Below are 20,699 nucleotides of genomic sequence, written 5' to 3' on the forward strand. Positions count from 1 at the left end.
TGGTATAATAGAGTTGTAAATATAGAAATGGAGGATTCCAATGAACATAATTAAAGAAGGTCAAACATTTCAATCTGCACAAGCAGATGTATTAGTTGTTGGTGTATCTAAGCATCAAGAGCAGCTAGAAGGTTGGTTAGATTTCGTAGAAGTCTTTGGCAATCCAATTACAGAATGGATCAAAGAGGGTGACATTGCTACAGGCTTAAAGAAACTAACGAAAATCCCAACATTTGTACCATCAACACAAGTGAAACGTATTTTATTTGTCGGACTTGGAGACCGTAAAACTCTAAGCATAGATGAATTACGTGAAGCATTCGGTTTAGTTGGAAAAGAACTACAAAAAGTAAATGCTACAGCTGTTACATTATGGGCAGATTCATTTGTAACATCTAATATTGAGCCGACAGAAGTAGCAATTATTGCAGCTGAAGGTGTGGGATTAGGTTACTATAATGTACAAAATTATAAAACAACATCTAATGCTATTGATGTGACAATAGATGAAGTTAGCTTCATTACTACAACCGATATGCAAGAAATAGTTGCTGGTTTTGAAGTAGGACGAGTATATGCTGAGTCTGTTAACGAAGCACGTACTTTAGTGAATTTACCAAGTAATGTATTAACGTCTACAAAATTAGCAGATTATGCTGAAGAGCTTGCTAAGCAATATGATTTCGAAATTGAAATTTTAAACAAAGCCGAATTAGAAGAGCTAGGAATGGGTGCTATTTTAGCGGTCAATAAAGGCTCGGTAGAAGAACCACGCGTTATTACGATTAAATACCAAGCAACTGATAAATGGGAAGATGTTATTGGTCTAGTTGGTAAAGGTGTTACATATGATACAGGTGGCTATTCGATTAAACCTAAAACAGGATTAGTTGGTATGAAAGGCGATATGGGCGGAGCTGCAGCTGTTCTTGGTGCAATGAGAATAATAGGCGAATTACGTCCAAACAAAAATGTTATCGCAGTCATAGGTTCAACAGATAATATGATCTCAGGTGAAGCTTTTAAACCAGATGATGTAATTACGACCTATAGTGGTAAAACAGTTGAAATATTAAATACTGATGCCGAAGGTCGTCTTGTATTAGCTGATGCTGTAACTTATGCGAAACAACAGGGTGCAAGCTTTATCATCGATGTGGCAACGTTAACCGGAGGCGTCATTACAGCTCTTGGCTACGATAAAACAGGAGCTTTAACAAATGATGAGTCATTTTTCGGGTCTTTCTTAGAAGCGTCTGAAGAAGCAGGAGAATTCGTATGGCAATTACCATTAACAGAAAATGATAAGAAACGAATCCGTAAAAGCGATGTAGCAGATTTAAATAACTCGCCAGGTTCGGATGGACATATGATTTTCGGTGGTGGCTTTGTAGGTGAATTCGTAGGTGATATACCTTGGATTCATCTAGATATTGCTGGAACATCTGACGCTCACGGTGCATATGATTTAGGTCCTAAAGGTGGTACAGGCGTAATGGTACGTACCATTGCAACATTCATCGAACGTTTAGCAGAGGAAGAAAAGTAGTGTAATAGGCCAAGACCTAGTTGTTCCTTACTATGACACATAGTATAGAGCAGAGAGGAGGAGGCTTATGTTTCCATTTCGCGGCGGATTTTTCGGCGGCCCATTTTTTGGTGGCTTTCTTGGTGGCTTAGTCGGGTCATCCATTAGACCACGTCATTTTCACAATCAATTTTATGGACCAAACTTTGGACCGAGCTTCGGACCAAATTTCGGACCAAGCTTCGGACCAAGCTTCGGGCCAAATTTTGGACCAATTTACGGACCACAGTGCGGACCACCGTTTGGACCTCCATGTGGTATACCTTATTGGTAAAATAAAAAGCTTTTGTCCCACTTATTGTGGAGACAAAAGCCTTTTTTCATTCCTTTATTTTTAAAGAAGCTTCTTTTACTTTGCGTTCATATTCTGGTTTTAATTCATCTTTCACAGTACCTTTCCAGGCTTTTACACCTGAAAAGTATGCTGCGCGTGCTATGACATGACCACCAACAGGTCCTGTGATAAATAAAAACAAGATGCCGAGTAAAATACGAGGGTTAAAATGATCTTCTTTTAACCAAAAGTGTAAGGAAACTCCGATTAAAATACTCATTACTCCTAATGTAGCGCTCTTAGAAGCCGCATGAGAACGAGAATATACATCGGGTAGTCTAATTAGGCCAATCGCTGTAACCAAGATGAAAATAGCCCCAAAAGAGATTGTTAAAACGATTAATATATTAGCGAGAATTGTCACGTTCTATGATCTCTCCTTTCTCTATAAACTTAGAGAAAGCTACAGTTCCGATAAAGGATAAAATCGCTAACAGTAAAATAATATCTAAATAGAAACTTGTTTTGATGAAAATGGAAAACAAGCCGACAAGTGAAATGATAGATACACCTATTGAATCTAGTGCTATTACACGATCCGGAACAGAAGGACCTTTTACAAGCCGATAAACTAAGCCAATCAGCGATAGTGTCACAATAACAATAATAGCCCAAATAAAGTACGTCATGAGCGGCTCACCTCCATGATGGCCTTTTCAAAGGAGTTTTTGATAGAGTCAACTGCTGAATCGACATCATCAATATCAATTGCATGAATATAAAGTGTTTTCGAATCATCTGACACATGGACAACAATCGTACCAGGAGTCAATGTTATCAAACTGGATAACAATGTGATTTCCCAGTCTTGTTCCAGTTCAGTTTGCAAAGCGAAAAATGCTGGACTCATATCAAGCTTAGGCTTAATGATGACCATAAAAACTTGAATATTAGCGAGAATAAGCTCCTTCATAAACAATACAGACAGTTTAATAACTGCCCAGAATCGGCTAATATAAAGGCGGCTTGAGAAGAAATTCCGCATGATATAAATCATAATCATACCTAAGATGAAGCCCACCACAAAGTTACTTGATGCGAAGTTAGTAGATAAAAACATCCATATAAATGCGATAAAGAAGTTTAACAAGATTTGAAATGCCATCGTCATCTACTCCTTTAACACAGCATCTGTATACACAGATGGATTATTTAAAATATTTGCTGCATCTTGCATAAATGGTGTAATCCATTCCGATCCAACACCATAAAATACTGTCAGCATTACTAGAATAACAGTAGGGATAAACATCATACGATAGTAACCTTTATCCACAGGTTGTAGTGGATTTTTTTCTTTGCCCCAAAACGCATAGATGAAAATACGAATTACAGAAAGTAAGACGACTAAGCTGGATAATAAAATCCATAAGCTCCCCCATAGATTACCTGTTTCAAAACCTCCACGAACGATTAGAAGTTTACCGATAAAACCGCTTAATGGCGGGATACCAGCGAGTCCAAATGCTGCGATTAAGTAAAACCAACCTAAGGCAGGGTGCGTTTTCATAAGACCGCCCATCTTCCGTAAATCTGAAGTACCTGTAACAGCAATGATTATACCGACTAAGAAAAATAGTGCTGCTTTTATCAGCATATCATGGATTAAATAGAACATTGCCCCCATTAATGAATTGTCATTCATTTGAGATACTCCAAATAAAATGACACCAACAGCAATAATAATGTTATAGATAATGATTTTCTTCACATCGAAGTATGCTAAAGCACCGATACAGCCGGCTAGAATCGTTAGTACGGATAAAATCATTAGTAGTTCATGTGTAAAGCCCATATCATGTACGAAGAATAACGTATATGTACGAGTAATAGCATAAACTCCAACCTTTGTTAGCAACGCTCCAAATAGTGCAAGCACTGGAATTGGTGGAGCGGCATAAGAGGATGGTAACCAGAAAAACATTGGGAAAATGGCTGCTTTTAAACCAAATACAATTAAGAATAAAACAGCTATAACGGTAATAATACCAGGCTGCTGAATATCCGCAATTTTCACTGCGATATCAGCCATATTAAGTGTTCCTACAACCGAGTATAGATAGGCTACAGTTATAACGAAAAGAGCAGATGAAATAACATTGACTAAAATATACTTAATAGACTCACGTAATTGTGCCTTCTCTCCCCCAAGAACGATTAATAGGTATGAAGACATTAACAACACTTCGAAGAAAACGAATAAGTTGAAAATATCACCTGTAGTAAAGGCACCATTCACACCAGTCAGCATAAATAAAATACCGGGATAGTAGAAGAACGATTCACGTTCTTTACCTATGGCTGCAATGCTATACCAGACAGTAAAGAAGGCGAGTATAACAGATGTCAGGACAAGCAACGCTGATACCATATCAGAAACCATTGTAATCCCAAATGGAACAGGCCAGTCCCCAAATGTTACAACTTGTGGGCCTTCGTTTTTTACTTTAAACAACAGTACAATAGCAGCAACTACTGCAATTGATAAACCAGTCATTGCTCCAATTCGTTGATAACGAATATTTTTTGGCGCAAACATCAACAACATTCCAAAGAAGAACGGGATGATGATTGGCAATAATAAGAAATTACTCATCATCTTCATCAGTTCCTCTCATTAAATTCATATCATCCGTGCCAAGCTCTTGATAAGCTCTATATGCTAGTACTAAGAAGAAAGCAGTAACACCAAAGCTAATAACAATAGCTGTTAAGATTAATGCTTGTGGGATGGCATCAGCCATATTCGTAACACCCTCTGATAGAACTGGGGGTGCACTACCACTTAAACCTCCCATTGTTAAAATGAGTAAGTGCGCACCGTGGCTGAGAAGACCAGTACCTATAATAATGCGCAATAAACTTTTTGATAGCATTAAATAGACAGCTGCCATAAATAGAAAACCTATGGCGAAGGCCATTATGACTTCCATTAATCATCCCCTCCAATCGATTGAATGATTGTCATAGTAACTCCAACAACTACAAGGTAAACACCTGTATCAAAAATCATTGCCGTATGTAATTCTGTATCACCAATTAACGGGAGATAGAAATGATCAAAGTAATGCTTGAAGAAAGGTTTACCCAAAAACATACCGATTGAAGCAGTCCCTAGTGCTAACACTAAACCACTTGCGGTCATGATTGTATAGTTGATTGGTAACAATGTTTGTACTGTTTTTAAATCGTAAACTAAAAGTAAAAGTACGAGAGCACTTGAAGTAAGTAACCCTCCAACAAAACCGCCACCAGGTGCAAAGTGTCCAGCTAAAAAGAGGTGAATTGAAAAGAGAAAGATGATAAAAAATACGACATGAGACGTCGTTTTTAAAATGACATCATTTGTTTTCATTCTCATTCTCCTTTCTACTTAGGCGGAGTTTAATCATACCTAAGATAGCCATACCCGCAATAGATAACACCGTAATTTCAAATAATGTATCGAATCCACGGTAGTCTACTAAGATTACGTTTACAATATTACCGCCACCAGCTAACGTATTGACGGTTTCTTTGTAGTACTCAGTAATAGAAGGCACAAGCTTTTGAGATTGTGCCGACAAAGCAACGAGTGTCACCATTACACCAACGCCTAATGAGATGATAAAGTTGTTTAAGCGGAATCGAAGTCGCTCTTCATGTCGACTAAGTTTCGGTAAATGATAAAATGCAAGTAAGAATAGTGCTACTGACACTGTTTCAATTACTAGTTGTGTCAAAGCTAAATCAGGTGCGTTAAAGATGACGAAGAACAATGCTACTGTATAACCTACAGCTCCTAATGCAATGATGGCTGTCAAGCGCGATTTTGAGAATAAGACAGTCACAGTGCTAATGATCAATACAAGAATTAAAATAATCTCATACAGATGAACTGGGGCTGTACCCTCCATTGAGAAACTAAAAGCATCTTTAGTAAATAAAGTACTAATCGTAATCACAACGATGAAAGAGAACATATAGATTAAGTAATTACGAATAGAACCCGTCATATATAGTCTTGAAATAAAGTTTAAGTCCTTTTCTAAAAATGTCATTAAGCGATCATATAAACGATTTAGTGACATCCAATCGGGAATGACTTTGTATAACTTTTGCCATTTTGGAATTGTTAAGAAAAGCAAGAAGCCAACAACGAAAATACCAATTGTCATAAATAACTCAGGTGTAAAGCCATGCCATGCAGATACATGAATAGGAATAGTACTAGCGGAGTCATATAAGAACGGTTGAATGGCTAGAACTGCTGGTTTTACAAAGACGTCTCCTATTACATTTGGGATAAAGAATATAATCACCACTAGTGAAGCTAATATTATTGGTGAAATAAGCATACCAATTGGTGCTTCATGGGCTTTTTTCGGTAATAATTCAGGTTTATATTTGCCGGTAAATGTTTTAAATACGAAATAAAAGCTATAAACGAATGTAAAGACGCTTGCTATCCATGCGACGATAGGGAAGATAGCCCCCCAAGTATCCATTGCAAAAAGATTGAAATCTTTTATGGCAAGCATAGATGTTAAGAACATCTCTTTACTTAAGAATCCATTAAATGGAGGTATACCAGCCATTGAGAAACTACCGATGGCTGCTATTGTAAAGCTGATTGGCATAAGACTCATAAGCCCACCGAGCTTGCGAATATCACGCGTACCTGTTTCGTGATCCACGATACCTGCGATCATAAATAGGCTACCTTTAAATGTTGCGTGATTTATTAGGTGAAATATAGCTGCAAAGGCAGCAAATTTAAATACAGTATCCTGCGCTTGGTCAACATGGAATGCAACGGCTCCTGCACCAAGCAAAGACATAATTAGTCCTAATTGACTGACAGTTGAAAAAGCTAATATGCCTTTTAAATCGGTTTGCTTCACAGCAAAGAAAGAACCCCAGAATAATGTAAATAAACCGACTCCCAAAACGAGCCACACCCAAGTTTCAGAGCTAGCATAAATAGGTGTTAAACGTGCTACTAAATAAATGCCTGCTTTGACCATTGTTGCCGAATGAAGATATGCACTAACGGGTGTAGGCGCTTCCATTGCATCAGGTAACCAAATGTAGAATGGGAACTGTGCAGACTTTGTAAATGCCCCTAAAAGAATAAGTACTAGTGATAGGGTGAACCATTCATGTGAAGCAAGTGTAGGAGCTTGTGCGATGAGTTCCCGAATTGAGTACGTTTCACCCATGATGGATAAAAGAATAAATCCTCCTAGCATCATTAGGCCACCAAATACAGTAATCATCATTGATTTCAATGCACCAAATCTAGAGCGATCGCGGTCATACCAATAACCAATCAATAAAAAGGAAGAAATAGATGTTAGTTCCCAAAATAGATATAAACTAATTAAATGGTCTGATTGTACAACGCCAAGCATGGCACTCATGAACATTAATAGATATACATAAAAATTATGTAATTGTTCGCGATTACGGTCTAAGTAGAAGATAGAATACAAAACGACCAATGCACCTATGCCCGTAATAAGAAGCGAAAATAACAGGCTTAAGCCATCAATATAGGAGATAAATGAGATATCAAGTGATGGAACCCAATTGATCTTTGATACAATTGTTTCCCCATGCATTACTTGCGAAATATATGAGGCATAAATAGCTGCTAGCACAACTGGAACAATTAATACAAACCAACCAGTATGGATTCCTCTTACCTTTTTAAAAAGTACAGGTATAAAGATTGCAGCAATAATTGGTATGAATATAAATAATACTTGTACCAAGTAAATCCTCCTTTCAGAAAAATCTTAAGATGCAGTCAACAAATCATATTATAGCTCATAATACTTACATTTGCATGGCATAATCTTTATTCTTCCCCTTGATAGTATAGGTATTTGTTCGATATTATAAATAGGAAGTAAATAATAAAATAATCGAGGAATTTAGATGAAAAACCCTTATGTTTATGGATATTTACCACTGATTACGATCATACTATTTAGTTTAACGTTTGGATTGTATACAGTATCAGAATCCATAGAAGTCTCCAAATCTATAGGTGTATACACTGGTATGCGCGAGTTTTTATCAGAAATACAGTTGCGTGTATTTTTATTAATTGTTTTTGCACTTTGTTTTTTTATGTTGTTTTCTGCGTTAAAGTTGATTGGAGAAACAATTCATGAATTAGCAATGCTTTTCTTTTCAAAAGATATAGATGGTAAAACAGTAGCTGAAGCACGAGGAGGAAATGTTATTTTCTTTTTTGGAGCCCTAGCCTCTGCTTTTGGCATTCAATCGTTCATATTGCTAATGGTTGTTTTCCTACTAACGGTCCTTACATATTTTATTTATGTCATTTATAAAATTAGTAGTCACATGACGTTAAGTTCAACAATAGGTGTTTTAATATTCGATATTACACTTTGGACCATCTTGATAACATTAATTGTTTATGTCGTTTTTAAATTGTATAACGGAATTTTAGCAAGTTTACCAATTTAAATGTCGGAAGACAAAAAGCTGTCATGGGCGATACTCGCCCATGACAGCTTTTGGTTTTATTGCATAATGTTAGAGAATATACGATGATGAATCTTAGCATTTTCAAGCCAGTACATATTTCTTGGTCGGTCAAATCCAATCCATACAGCAGAAGTATATCGATCAGTTAAACCGGCAAGCCAATAATCACGATAATCATTGGTAGTACCTGTTTTCGCCCCTACATAGGGGGCGTTAATATGAATGCCAGCTCCGGTACCATTTTGAACAACGTCTGTTAATAATGTGCGCATATGCTGGATCGTACTAGGTGACCAAATCTGTTTTTGCTTTTGCTCCCATTTATATTGGAGTTTGCCATCTCGACTTTGAACTTGGCGAATAGCATGAACAGGCTCGTAATCTCCGTTGATAAAGCTAGTATAAGCATCCGCTAATTCTAAAGTAGTAACGCCATGTGTTAATCCACCGATAGCAGCAGGGTAAACGTGATCAGCATTTGAAAGTGAATTAAATTGGAACGGCTTCAAGAAGGAAAATGCTTTTTTAGCACCAATTTGATGAAACAGTCGCATAGCAACAGTATTGTAACTATTTCGGAAACCTTGTTGAAGAGTTACATTGTCAACCACTTGGCCTCCGTAGTTTTGAGGGCAGTAAGAGCCAATACAGAAAGGCTGACCGCTGACAATTGTATTAGGTGTTGCCGATGTTAGTTCAAAATAAGGTGCATAATCAATTAATGGCTTAAATGCAGAGCCTGGCTGACGTACTCCCTGGAATGCACGATTATAATCAAACTTCTCATATCCCTTACCGCCATAAATACTAACAATTTCGCGACTGTTATTATCGATAACGACGGAGGCTGCTTGTAAATCTTGAGTATAGGAAATGGCTTGATCGATGGCAATTTGATCTGCTGTTTGCTTATCAGGAGAAAGAGCAGTATCGATAATCAGACCATCATTGAGCAAAGTATTAACTCTTTTTGTAAGTTTCTTATTAATGTTTCTTTCTTCAGTAATTGTTTTAGCTGCTTTAAGTTGTTTTGTAAATCCTTCTTTGTCAGCGATTAATGATCGTAATTCATGTAATACATACGTACTATAGGCAGGATAAAGTTGTTTTTTCTGCTTGATAGTAAGTGTTATTTTTTCTTTTTTAATTTTCTTTCCCTGTTTAGCTGTTAGAATTTCCTTATCCACTAGTTTGTTAATAAGGCGTTCTTGTCTTTTTTTCGTATTATCGAAATGTTTGACAGGATCATATAAAGAAGGATTATTTGGAATTGCAGCTAGAAAGGCCATCTCAGCTTTTGTTAATTTACTTACAGGACGCTGAAAGTAGTAAGTTGATGCGCCAGCAATACCGTAAACGCCATTGCTAAAGTACATTTCATTTAAATACATATTTAAAATTTCATCTTTAGAAGCTTTTCTTTCTAACTCGTATGAATAGAAAATTTCGAGTACTTTTCGCTCGTATGACTTTTCTTCTGATAAATAACGCATACGAACAAGTTGTTGCGTGATGGTACTGCCACCTTGCGAAGAGGCGCCACTTGATGAGTTTGCAACAATTGCACGTGCAATGGCACTTAAATCAAAGCCAATATGTTCATAAAAATGTTCATCTTCACTATATAAGAATAGTTCTTGAACAAACACTGGAATGTCGGCAAGCTTCATCGGTTTGCGCCATTCCGTATATTCCTCTGAAAAGGTATCTTTATTTTGATCTCTTAAGACAGTTGGAATGAGTGTGTTTATCGCATCTAGTTGAATGGATGATGTGAATTTTTTATCCAAAGTATTTGCTGTATTTTTCTCTATAGAAATTAGATTGAATAGGAAAAATAGCAGAGGAACACAAAGGATAATAATAAGACTACCAACTAATTTTCTCAATGATACCCCCCTCAATTCAAGGTTTCTGTATGTATAGTAAGGTTAAAGAAATGAAAACTCCCATAAAAAAGAATAGCACATTTTACAAGAAGGCTGTCAAAAAATATATGAATTTCCAACCGTTTTCTGATAAAAATATGCTATCCGAATTTACGATTCCAAAATGTCTTCTAAATGTTGTTTTGGATATTTACGTGTCCATTTTAAAATAATGAAAGCTATAAAAAATAATGTGCCTGTGACGTAGAAAACGGAAGAAATTCCAATAAACCCACTGACGATTCCTCCAAATGTTGGACCGATAATATTCCCTAGGAAACGGAAGCTAGTATTATAACCCATGACTTCACCCTGAATGTCTATAGGTGCTTCGCGACGTATTAGAGCAGTAGTAGTAGGAATTAAACCGCCTACTGCAATACCAAATAACAATCTCAGCCCCATCAATTGCCAAAGAGATGTGACAAAAGCTTGTGGAATGATGAAAATAACAGCTATTGCTAATAGAATTGTTAATACTTTTTCATAACCAATTTGATCTCCTAGCCTCCCCCAGAATCTCGCGAATAATAAATTCCCTACACCAGCAGCACTAAAGGTCAATCCTGCTAAAAAGGCCACTTGTCCACTAGTTGTTAAATCGGATACATAAAGTGAAAGTAAAGGCTGGATGCTAAAATTTCCGATTTGAATAAGGCAAGTAATCATCATGACGTTGAATAATAAGCGATGATGGAATATACCTTTTAATACTGCGATTCGAGAGTATGTAATCGCACTTTTCTTTTTCACTCTTTTAATTTCATGGACGCCGAATAGGATAAGTAAGGCAGCAACTGAAATGGTGATAGCGGTAATAATAAACGTATATTGAAACCCGAAGTTATCTGCTAACAAACCGCCTACTACAGGCCCAAAAAGTGTACCTGTTACACTGCCCATTTGTAGTGTTCCAAGTGTTTTCCCTGCGATTTCCTTTGGTGTTTGTCTACTAATAAAAGCAAGGGATGTCGGGATGAATCCTGTTACAATGCCCATGAATAACCGTAATAAGAAAAACTGTTCTACACTTTGTACATGCCCCATGAAGAAAATACTTATAGATATGCCAAAGCCATTAATAATTAAAATTGGTTTATAGCCATATTTATCTGCTACTCGTCCCCAAATAGGTGACATTAAAAAAGCAGAGACAAATGTAGCACCGAAGATTAAACCTGCCCATTTTTGGACATAACTTTCGGTGAAATTGCCCATCGTTTCGATGTATAATGAAAGAAAGGGCATAATCATAGTAGTTGTTCCTGCAACTAATAAGTTTGCAAACCAGATAATAATAAAATTGCGTTTTTGTTGTGGGTTCATATGAGCACTTTCTTTCGCTGTATTATTTGGTCTATTCGTAGTATAAAGCATTATGAATGTTGAATGAAGCTCTTCAATTTCAATAGGTAGTGTTTTTAACTGAAAAATAGTGTAAATTATGATAGACTATGACGAGGTATTTAAGTAATTATTCGTAACCTCAACATGTTGAAACTACTAAGGTTGCGATGGTGGGGTAAACCCACTTTGCAAATTACTATCATTTTCCCCATAACACGGGTAACTAAACATTCACGATTTTAAAGGAGAGTATATTATGTATCCACAATTAACAACTGAAGTACAAGCTAACGAAGCATTAGTAGAAATGAAAACTACTCTAGGTTCAATCAAGATTAAATTATTCCCAGAGCATGCACCTAAAACGGTTCAAAACTTTCTAACTCACGCTGAAAATGGTTATTATGACGGCATCATTTTCCACCGTATTATTAAAGATTTCATGATTCAAGGTGGAGACCCAACTGGTACAGGTATGGGCGGAGAAAGCATTTATGGATCAACTTTTGAAGATGAATTCTCAAATGACTTATTCAATATTCGTGGTGCTTTATCAATGGCAAATGCTGGTCCGGGTACAAATGGAAGCCAATTCTTCATCGTTCAAATGCCATCAGTTCCTGCTAACATGATCGGACAAATGAAAGATGCTGGATATCCAGAAGAAATTATCGCTGCGTATACAGAGAACGGCGGTACACCTTGGTTAGATCACAAACATACTGTATTTGGTCAAGTTGTAGAAGGTATGGACATCATTGACAAAATGGCTGATGTAGAAAAAGATATGCGTGACAAACCACTTGAAGATATTTCAATTCAATCAATTGAAGTTCTTCAAAAATAATAATTGGAGTGTTCTCAGATGAAAACTTGGGTATTAAATGAGTTTCTCTATTTTCCTGAAGACAAATCGGAGTATCTACCTGCAGCAATTGAATTTGCAATTATTTTAGTTCTATGTATAGCTGTTTTTTACACAGTAAAGAAAATGGCAAAAAAACAAGAGCTTAAAACAAAAATGCTAGAGGAAGAAATTCTTCAACAGCGTCAACAAGACGCAAAACAAAACCAGTCGAATTAGTTTCGACTGGTTTTTCTTTATCTACTTAAATGATTTTATAAATCTTTCAATACCATCTTGTAGTGTAGTTCTTGAACAAGCTACATTCATACGAAGGAATCCTCGACCTGAATCTCCGTATTTAGAGCCTGGATCCAAAGCAAGCTTACCTGTATGTAATAATCGTTCCATTACCTCTTCTTCTTCTAACCCCGTTTCACGATAATCAATCCATAACAAGTATGTACCTTGAGGTTTTGCGATTTTAATACCAGGAACAGCAACTGGAATCTGCTCAATGACAAGATCCATATTACCTGAAATATAATCCAATAAGTCAGTTAACCATTCTTCACCTTCAGTATATACAGCTTTCATAGCATCAATGGCAAAGATATTAGGTCCCATTTGACCATGAGAAAAAGCGTTTTGAGCAAGTTTATCACGCATAGCATCGTCAGAAACAATCATCATAGCAACTTGTACACCAGCTAAGTTGAATGTTTTCGTTGGTGCCATACAAGTAATGACACGAGCAGCCTCTTCACCAGCAATTTTTGCGAGAGGAATATGCTTATGTCCATCCAGTATTAAATCAGCGTGAATTTCGTCTGACAAAATGAGTACATCGTATTTTGTACATATTCTCAGCATTTCTCTTAGTTCATTTTCACTCCAAACAATCCCTCCTGGATTATGTGGGTTACATAAAATGAATAACTTTACGTCGTCTTTTGATGCACTTTTTTCAAAGGCTTCAAAATCTAATGAATAATGACCATCTTTCTCTATCATTATACACTCTTCCATTTCACGTTTTAATGCAATAGGGACATTAGTAAATGGCGGATAAACAGGAGGTGTAATTAAAATCTTGTCTTTTGGTTTTGTATAAGTTTCAATAATTGATCCAATAGCAGGGACAACACCACTATGATAGAGCACCCAATCTTTTTCAATTGTCCAATTATGTCGTTTTGCAACCCAATTGACGAACGTCGCTGTTGCAGAATCATCTGCGACAGCATAACCTAGTACTGGGTTTTCCAAACGCCCACGAATCGCTTTAATTACAACTTCAGGAGCAGCAAAATCCATATCTGCAACCCACATTGGTAGAATAGTTGAAGCATCTTCAATTTGGTAAATTGTCTCCATCATGTCCCATTTTAATGAGTTTGTATCTCGCCTATTAATCTTCTGATCAAATCTATTCAAGCATATCTCTCTTTTCTTTTTTTATTTCTATGTTATCATAACCATTAAAGATGAAAAGTAATTAGGTGAAAAAATATGGAGAATATTGCAATGAATAGAAAGGCTGTACACATCCTTGAAGAGTGGGATCCGTTTGAAATGGGTGATTTCACTTATGATACGGAAGCAGCCGATGTCGTAGCGGAATTACAGCATATCGATGATCCAACTGTTCTAGGTAAGAGAATTCAAGAAATTTATGAGCAATCATTCGAAAGATGGATTCCTATCGAAAAATGTATCGAAATTTCTTATAAGTTATTAGCCGTAAAGTTCGAAGCAAAATGCATCGTATAAAACGAAAAAGCCTAATTGATCGATGAAAATCGAGCAATTAGGCTTTTTTACTTAATGAAATTGCAAACCGTCCGTTAAGTTAGATAACGGTACTTCCAATGCATTTGAAAGTTTGAAAATTGTCTCAATTGAAGGGACATCTTCTCCAGATTCATAGCGCCCTAGTTTCTCTGCACTAACACGAACTTGTAAAGATAATTCCTCGAGTGAAATATTACGTTCACCACGAAGTTGGCGAAGTTGAGTATGAAAATCTTGATTCATCATAATAAATAAAGCACTCCTTTCAAATCGTCTACAATAATTGTAATAAAATTATAACACGGCTTGAGCGAAGGAATTTCTATCGTAAGTGACAAAAAAATGACGTTTATCTAAAGAATACGCTTTGTATAAAGACAATAATAATAGCAATTGGAGCGACGAATCGAACGAGAATACGCCAAGTTTTGAATATCCAATCTTTTGTGTTCAATTCAGCAGCAGCGTCTGCTTTCGAAATTTTATAACCTGCGAAGATTGCAACAAGTAACGCTCCAATTGGCATACCAATATTATTCGTAAGGAAATCAGCTGAATCGAAAATCGATAGACCGAAAATTTTAATATCGGACAATACACCAAAAGACAACGCACTAGGAATGCCCACGATGAAAATCCCCAAGCCGCATAACCATGAATATTGCTTACGTTTATCATATTTTGAACCCATCGCAGTTGCTACAACAATTTCTAACATAGCAATTGCAGATGTCACTGTCGCAAATAATAGTAAGATAAAGAAAATAATCATAAACACTGAACCAAAAGGAATTTGCTGAAATACAGCAGGTATAATGATAAAGACAAGGCCTGGCCCTTGATCAGGTGAGTAACCTAATGCAAACACTGCAGGGAATATTACTAAGCCTGCTAATAGTGAAATACCAATATTCATCCAAGCAACATTCATTGCAGAGCTACCTATTTTAGTTTCTTTTGATAAGTAAGAAGCATAGGTAAGCATAGCCGCAACCCCAACACTTAATGAGAAAAATGCTTGTCCTAAAGCCATCAATAATGTTTTACCTGTGAAAAAGGACCAGTCAGGTACGAACATAAATTTGATGCCTTCAATTGCACCGTCTAATGTTAGAGAACGTCCAACTAATACGATAAAGAAGATAAATAGTAATGGCATCATCCATTTACTTGCTTTTTCAATCCCGTTTTTCACGCCACCTTGAACAATCCAGACTGTTAGGAATAAGAATACACCTTGGGCAATGACAACTTCCCATGGATTAGATGTAATAGAGCCAAATAGCTCAGCATAATAATCTTCTCCACTACCAGATAATTCAAAAGAAATTGCACGAATAATATAACTTAATATCCATCCTCCAACAACACTGTAGAAGGATAAGATGATAGCAGAAAATATAAAACCTGCCCAACCTGTTAAAAACCAACGTGTACCTGGAGCTTGTTTTTTAAATGAGGAAACAGCATCCGTTTGACCACGTCGTCCAATCATAAACTCAGCCACTAATATAGGCAGGCCAATAATTAATGTACATAAAATAAATAGCAATATAAAGACACTACCGCCATTAGTTCCAGCCATATACGGAAACTTCCAAATAGCCCCTAAACCGATAGCGCTACCAGCTGCCGCTAAAATAAATCCTATCTTTGACGCAAATTGATCCCTGTTTGACACTTATTATGTCCTCCTTTTAGTAAGGATTGTTCTATTCTACATCAGTCAATTAGAAAAAGTATAGAATTTTTATGAAACAAAATTGAAAGTTTGGTCGTATCACATACAGAACAACAGAGAGTGAGGGGGAACAATGACAGATAAAGAACTAATCACCAAAGCGCAAAGTGGTGATTTGGTGTCATATGGCATACTTATGCAATTACATCATCGGACTATTGAAAAGTTTGCTTTTCAATGTGGTGTTCATACGCACGACATACCAGATGTCACCCAAGAAGTATTTATAAAGCTATATCGCTTTTTACACCAATTTAATCATGAGAAATTTACAACTTGGCTATATAAAATCACCTTAAATGCAACACGAGACTATTATCGTAAGGAATCTCGAGAAGTGGCGAAGGAACATAAATTTACACAAAACAGTTCGAACCATACATATATACCTTCAGCTGAAGAACAAATTCTAGTCTTTGAAGAGGATCAAGAACTACATCAAGCTATTTTGCAACTTGATGAAAAATACCGGTATCCTATCGTACTCTATTACTTTCATGAACTAACATACGAACAAATTGCGGAAGTGTTAAATACACCATTATCAACAGTCAAAACACGGCTTCTACGTGCTAAAGAGCAACTCAAAAAAGTGCTATCAAAGAACGGGGGTGTCAAAAGTGGACGATAAAAAATTCGAAGACCGTATGAAGTTACTGAAAAAATCGTATGACAAGGTGCCATCAAAATTTCAACAACAAGAAGTTTTGGAACAAATCAAGATAGAGCAACAAAACATGATAATAGAAAAACCTGCATTTAGTAAGTCGAGCAATCTACCAACTTGGCTTGTTGAAGTAGCAAGTCTTTTTGTCATCGGGATAATCAGTATAATTATGCTCTACGGTAATGACCATCAATTAAAACAAGGACAAACACCAACACCACAAATACAGCCGTTTGAGGCCAGTTATAAAGAGTTAATAGAAGGTTATCCAAAATATAGGGAGCAATCACGTGAATCGTTGCATATGACAGAAAAGCGTTTTAAAGAATTGAAGTTCGTACAATCAGCTGATGCCCAATTTAGATTTTATAAAGATATACTTGTGGATAATAAATACACAGAGGTAACTTTAGATAAGAAGAATGCAAAATTTGAATACAAGCAACTAATCAGAGAAATAATGCCACCAACGTATCTTATCTCAACGTTGGTTAAACAATCTAAAGAGGAATTTCCAGATAGAGGTGAATATACCGTACCCAACTATCGCTCGAAGATGATAGTATTAAAAGATTATTTAAATAGCCTTCTAATCGAATATTATGATGAGTTAAAAGCTTTACAAAAAGGTGGAGCGATAGATGTTCAAGATATTTTAGCTGAAAAAGAGCAATTACCTGAAGAATTTCAAAAAGCCTTACAAATGGCAGAGGAACAAAATATAGTGTTGAGATCAGTTCAATCAGAATTGATATTTGGATTTGATACTAAGCCAGTTATTTCTCAATTAGAGAATGTTATAACAAAAAGGATGCTTGGCTATTTAGAGATGATGAATGGAGAGCCTTATACTGTAGGTGGATCTTTAGCGTTTTCTCCAGAAGAAACAGCAAAAATATTAGTCCAATTTGAAAACACAATGAGTTACAAGGATGAAGAAACAGGATTATTAGATGTATATAAAGGTTACTACATCAATATGGCATACTATTTAGTAAAAGGGTCAGATCAATTTCCGGTATTTGACGCTAATGGGAAAGTAGAAGAGGTATATCGTAAAGCTTGGAATATATTAATGGAGAATGGAACATACACTACGCCATCGAAATCTTATCTATACCCCATCGTTAAGGAATTTGAAGCGTCGAAATGGAACTCGTCTACAAAATGGGAGTATTTCGATTTTTCTGATGTTGAATCAGCTTTAAATAACGCGCTTTATGTCGATCAAGTTAATTCAGTACCTGATAGCCGATTTGAAGGTCCATATTTTGAAATGCCGACAGATGTCACTGTAGAATTTGAAAATCATGTTCAAAGTTTGTATCGTCTTTTTTCCAAGAAACACGAGCAAGCCATCTTAAAAAATGCAAAGGCTATTGAAATTGCAGGCTTATACTTTTATACAATCCAAATGGATGATTTTGAATCATTTTACAAATTACTGGCCAAAAATGAGGCGTATGGGCAACTAAATAAACAGTTAATCAAAGACCAAATTTGGCAGAGTAAAAATCTAATGGAATCTACTATAACTAATAATATGAAACTAAGTGAAGAATTTAAAAGTGTATTATTTATACAAGACACAGATTATGAAGATGGAAAAGTAGGTTTAGTAACTTGGACTTTCCAATCAGGAGAAGAGAGACATGGAGAAAAGACACTGGACCTTCAATTAGTGAAAGAAGAAAATGGATGGCGTATACCATTAAATCCAACAAAGTGATTTTTTGCCCGTACTATACCACTATGTTATAATTTAACATGAATATAGTGTATATATAGCTACAGAAGGTAGGAAGGGCTTATGGCAGACAAATATGTAGTAGGAGATGTGTTAACTGGTAAGGTAACAGGAATACAGCCCTATGGTGCATTCGTCGCTCTTGACGAAAATACCCAAGGACTTGTGCATATTTCTGAAATTACGTACGGCTTCGTAAAAAACATTGCAGAACTTTTATCGGTTGGACAGGAAGTACAAGTAAAGGTACTTGAAATCGATGAACATGCAAGTAAAATCAGCTTATCTATTCGTGCACTGCAGGAACGCCCACCAATGAAACGCAAAGAAAATGCACCAAGAAAATCGTTACAAGCGCGTGTTGACGAAAAAGATGCAGTTGGTTTCAATTCATTAAAAGAAAAGTTACAGGATTGGATAGACCAATCAGGTATAAAAGGTTAATTGAAAAGAGAGTTCACTAAAATGTGAACTCTCTTCAATTTGTCGACAAAAGGCATTCAAAATGGTCTTATCCCGTAAGTCTCTTGTTATTTTAGTTATTTAATTTCTTTTAGATTTTCCATCGCTTCAAAAGAATTGTTTTTATTACATGTGTAGTCGATTAGCAGAGGTGGTGACTCCTGCGGGAAAAGCGAGACAGTCCAAAACCCTGCAGGAACGTAGTGACGAAGCAGCTTGGCACCCGCCCACGGAAAGCGTCCACCGTAGCGGAAATCAACGGTCTTATCTATCTATATTATAAAATAAAAAGACCGTAAACAAACTCGGATTTCTTCTAGTTTGTCTACAGTCTGAAGAGTTCACTTAAATGTGGACTCTTTTTTATTTCTTCATTTTTCGAATTCGGTATTGTAAATTTTGTCTACTCATTCCAAGGGCATTAGCTGTTTTTGTAATATTTCCTTCATACATATTCAATGCTTTTTGCAAATAGTATTCTTCCGCCTCACGTAAATACTCATCAAGTGGTAGTAGTTCCTTTGCATTTTGTACGACAAAATAGGATGCATCGTGTGAAGAGTCACGCAATGCTTGCACTTTCCATTTAAAGTGAAGCGGTAGCATTTCAAATGTAATCAATTCTTCTGTCGTTACCATTGAGACAATTTCCTCAAGCAAAATCTCTAATTCCTTTAAATTCCCCGGCCAATCATAGAGATGAAAAAGTTCATTTACCTCATTAGACAAGCCTTGAATATTAGAGCCGAAACGTTGGCGATGACGTTTCAGGGAATTCTCAATAAATGGCTTAATATCTTCCCTTCTTGAATGTAATGGTGGCACATTAATCGTGACGGCTGCGAAAAAGTAATAGAGTTCTTTTAGCAGTTGTCCAGAGGCGATTAAATCTACAGGGTCACCACCGATACTAGCGATAAACATATGATTTCCCATATGGTTTTCTTCTAATAACCGTAATAACTTTTCCTGTAATGCCAAAGATAAAAATTCAATACGTTCACAGAATATCGTGCAATTTTGGAGTGAATTTGTACTTTCATATAGTTTTTCTAAGATGACTGAATCTGAACGCTGACAAAAAATAGTGATGAAGTGTTGATTAACAGGATCCAGATTATGATGAATGCCTTCGGCAATTAAATCCTTGCCAGTGCCAGATTCACCGATTAAAAGTACTGGGAGTCTTGCTGTTGCAGCTTTTTCAGCTGTTTGAACAACTAATTTCATAGGCGGAGAAACAGCGGTTATAGTCGAAAACGTAATGGGTTCTCCGTAACGTCTTAATGGTTGGTAAACGAGCTTTTCAAGTGTAGTAATATCACGAGCAAACTCGATAGCACCAATCAATGCATCATTTTCAAAGACAGGAAATGTATCATTAATAGTCGTTATTTCTTGACCATTATGATTCCAATAAGTTTGTTTGACATTAAGTACTTTTTCTCCAGTTTGAAGTACTTGAAGTAATGTACTTTCTTCTTGCTCAAATTGAAAGAGCTCTAAAATAGTCCGATCTTGAACATCTTTTAAGTTTAGGCCCTCAATATCTTTCATTTTTTCGTTATAAATAATCGTTTGCCCATTGGCATTTACTGCATGAATGCCAACAGAAGCGTGTTCTGTTGCATGGCGGTAAAAGGGCGTTAAATCGTTGTTAATTGGTTTCATATGTTATCACCTTAAAATTTTTTCATAATTTTAAATATTTTTTACTTGAAAAACGCAACAATATTTTGCATTATT

At 36.2% G+C, this 20,699-nt stretch carries 22 protein-coding genes; 9 read left to right on the forward strand and 13 right to left on the reverse strand.

Features of this window, described 5'->3' with window-relative positions:
* The first annotated feature begins 40 nt into the window (after positions 1-40).
* Positions 41-1,549: a leucyl aminopeptidase gene (locus ACZLO7_RS05185; protein WP_464938437.1), complete on the forward strand. Its 1,509-nt coding sequence runs from the start codon at positions 41-43 to the stop codon at positions 1,547-1,549.
* A gap of 67 nt (positions 1,550-1,616) precedes the next feature.
* Positions 1,617-1,862 carry a penicillin-binding protein gene (locus tag ACZLO7_RS05190; protein WP_464938438.1) on the forward strand — a complete coding sequence of 82 codons (246 nt, stop codon included), beginning with the start codon at positions 1,617-1,619 and terminating at the stop codon, positions 1,860-1,862.
* 46 nt (positions 1,863-1,908) lie between these two features.
* Here ACZLO7_RS05190 and mnhG read toward each other — a convergent pair whose 3' ends face one another.
* The 7 genes from mnhG to ACZLO7_RS05225 are packed head-to-tail and all read right to left on the reverse strand — an operon-like array spanning position 1,909 to position 7,678.
* Positions 1,909-2,286 (reverse strand): monovalent cation/H(+) antiporter subunit G, encoded by a 378-nt coding sequence (gene mnhG, locus ACZLO7_RS05195; protein WP_464938439.1) that lies wholly within the window; start codon positions 2,284-2,286, stop codon positions 1,909-1,911.
* Entirely contained in the window at positions 2,270-2,551 is a 282-nt protein-coding gene (locus tag ACZLO7_RS05200; protein WP_193740830.1) for a Na(+)/H(+) antiporter subunit F1, read from the reverse strand. Before ACZLO7_RS05200 ends, mnhG begins: the two co-directional genes overlap by 17 nt.
* Complete coding sequence (locus tag ACZLO7_RS05205) at positions 2,548-3,027, reverse strand: Na+/H+ antiporter subunit E (protein ID WP_464938440.1); 480 nt, start codon at positions 3,025-3,027, stop codon at positions 2,548-2,550. The genes ACZLO7_RS05200 and ACZLO7_RS05205 overlap by 4 nt, the downstream gene beginning before the upstream one ends.
* A gap of 6 nt (positions 3,028-3,033) precedes the next feature.
* The gene (locus tag ACZLO7_RS05210; RefSeq protein WP_464938463.1) at positions 3,034-4,518 is read right to left on the reverse strand and encodes a Na+/H+ antiporter subunit D; all 1,485 of its coding nucleotides are present in this window, start codon (positions 4,516-4,518) and stop codon (positions 3,034-3,036) included.
* Positions 4,511-4,855, reverse strand: coding sequence for a Na(+)/H(+) antiporter subunit C (locus tag ACZLO7_RS05215; RefSeq protein WP_427751173.1), 345 nt, complete (start codon positions 4,853-4,855; stop codon positions 4,511-4,513). Before ACZLO7_RS05215 ends, ACZLO7_RS05210 begins: the two co-directional genes overlap by 8 nt.
* Entirely contained in the window at positions 4,855-5,277 is a 423-nt protein-coding gene (locus tag ACZLO7_RS05220) for a Na(+)/H(+) antiporter subunit B (protein WP_464938441.1), read from the reverse strand. The genes ACZLO7_RS05215 and ACZLO7_RS05220 overlap by 1 nt, the downstream gene beginning before the upstream one ends.
* Positions 5,264-7,678, reverse strand: coding sequence for a Na+/H+ antiporter subunit A (locus tag ACZLO7_RS05225; protein ID WP_464938442.1), 2,415 nt, complete (start codon positions 7,676-7,678; stop codon positions 5,264-5,266). Before ACZLO7_RS05225 ends, ACZLO7_RS05220 begins: the two co-directional genes overlap by 14 nt.
* Before the next feature lie 166 nt (positions 7,679-7,844).
* Here ACZLO7_RS05225 and ACZLO7_RS05230 point away from each other — a divergent pair, with 166 nt between their 5' ends.
* Complete coding sequence (locus ACZLO7_RS05230) at positions 7,845-8,402, forward strand: DUF5366 family protein (RefSeq protein WP_464938443.1); 558 nt, start codon at positions 7,845-7,847, stop codon at positions 8,400-8,402.
* Between the two features lie 56 nt (positions 8,403-8,458).
* On the opposite strand, the gene ACZLO7_RS05235 is transcribed toward ACZLO7_RS05230, so the two are convergent.
* Both ACZLO7_RS05235 and ACZLO7_RS05240 read right to left on the reverse strand, forming a co-directional pair.
* On the reverse strand, positions 8,459-10,312 hold the full coding sequence (locus ACZLO7_RS05235) for a transglycosylase domain-containing protein (RefSeq protein ID WP_464938444.1): 1,854 nt from the start codon (positions 10,310-10,312) through the stop codon (positions 8,459-8,461).
* Positions 10,313-10,462: 150 nt separating this feature from the next.
* The gene (locus ACZLO7_RS05240; protein ID WP_464938445.1) at positions 10,463-11,677 is read right to left on the reverse strand and encodes an MFS transporter; all 1,215 of its coding nucleotides are present in this window, start codon (positions 11,675-11,677) and stop codon (positions 10,463-10,465) included.
* A gap of 277 nt (positions 11,678-11,954) precedes the next feature.
* Between ACZLO7_RS05240 and ACZLO7_RS05245 the strand changes: the two genes are divergently transcribed.
* Both ACZLO7_RS05245 and ACZLO7_RS05250 read left to right on the forward strand, forming a co-directional pair.
* Positions 11,955-12,545 (forward strand): peptidylprolyl isomerase, encoded by a 591-nt coding sequence (locus ACZLO7_RS05245; protein WP_464938446.1) that lies wholly within the window; start codon positions 11,955-11,957, stop codon positions 12,543-12,545.
* Between the two features lie 18 nt (positions 12,546-12,563).
* The gene (locus ACZLO7_RS05250) at positions 12,564-12,782 is read left to right on the forward strand and encodes a hypothetical protein (RefSeq protein WP_464938447.1); all 219 of its coding nucleotides are present in this window, start codon (positions 12,564-12,566) and stop codon (positions 12,780-12,782) included.
* A gap of 21 nt (positions 12,783-12,803) precedes the next feature.
* Here the strand turns inward: ACZLO7_RS05250 and ACZLO7_RS05255 are convergent, their stop codons facing one another.
* Positions 12,804-13,979, reverse strand: a complete 1,176-nt coding sequence (locus ACZLO7_RS05255; RefSeq protein WP_464938448.1) for a MalY/PatB family protein — start codon at positions 13,977-13,979, stop codon at positions 12,804-12,806.
* A gap of 75 nt (positions 13,980-14,054) precedes the next feature.
* On the opposite strand from ACZLO7_RS05255, the gene ACZLO7_RS05260 reads away from it, so the two are divergent.
* Positions 14,055-14,315: a DUF1871 family protein gene (locus ACZLO7_RS05260; protein ID WP_464938449.1), complete on the forward strand. Its 261-nt coding sequence runs from the start codon at positions 14,055-14,057 to the stop codon at positions 14,313-14,315.
* A 51-nt stretch (positions 14,316-14,366) separates the two neighbouring features.
* On the opposite strand, the gene ACZLO7_RS05265 is transcribed toward ACZLO7_RS05260, so the two are convergent.
* Together ACZLO7_RS05265 and ACZLO7_RS05270 are read right to left on the reverse strand one after the other, a co-directional pair.
* Positions 14,367-14,582 carry a helix-turn-helix domain-containing protein gene (locus tag ACZLO7_RS05265; RefSeq protein WP_427751157.1) on the reverse strand — a complete coding sequence of 72 codons (216 nt, stop codon included), beginning with the start codon at positions 14,580-14,582 and terminating at the stop codon, positions 14,367-14,369.
* Between the two features lie 103 nt (positions 14,583-14,685).
* A complete protein-coding gene (locus ACZLO7_RS05270) occupies positions 14,686-16,017 on the reverse strand; it encodes a sodium-dependent transporter (protein ID WP_464938450.1) in 1,332 nt (443 codons plus the stop codon).
* 133 nt (positions 16,018-16,150) lie between these two features.
* On the opposite strand from ACZLO7_RS05270, the gene ACZLO7_RS05275 reads away from it, so the two are divergent.
* From ACZLO7_RS05275 to yugI, 3 genes are all read left to right on the forward strand, one after another.
* The gene (locus tag ACZLO7_RS05275; protein WP_464938451.1) at positions 16,151-16,708 is read left to right on the forward strand and encodes an RNA polymerase sigma factor; all 558 of its coding nucleotides are present in this window, start codon (positions 16,151-16,153) and stop codon (positions 16,706-16,708) included.
* Complete coding sequence (locus ACZLO7_RS05280) at positions 16,698-18,473, forward strand: hypothetical protein (protein ID WP_464938452.1); 1,776 nt, start codon at positions 16,698-16,700, stop codon at positions 18,471-18,473. Before ACZLO7_RS05275 ends, ACZLO7_RS05280 begins: the two co-directional genes overlap by 11 nt.
* Before the next feature lie 81 nt (positions 18,474-18,554).
* The gene (gene yugI, locus ACZLO7_RS05285; protein WP_464938453.1) at positions 18,555-18,935 is read left to right on the forward strand and encodes a S1 domain-containing post-transcriptional regulator GSP13; all 381 of its coding nucleotides are present in this window, start codon (positions 18,555-18,557) and stop codon (positions 18,933-18,935) included.
* Between the two features lie 381 nt (positions 18,936-19,316).
* Here the strand turns inward: yugI and ACZLO7_RS05290 are convergent, their stop codons facing one another.
* On the reverse strand, positions 19,317-20,624 hold the full coding sequence (locus ACZLO7_RS05290; RefSeq protein ID WP_464938454.1) for a sigma 54-interacting transcriptional regulator: 1,308 nt from the start codon (positions 20,622-20,624) through the stop codon (positions 19,317-19,319).
* Positions 20,625-20,699: the final 75 nt, after the last annotated feature.

The organism is Viridibacillus sp. d25.2 (assembly GCF_055456015.2).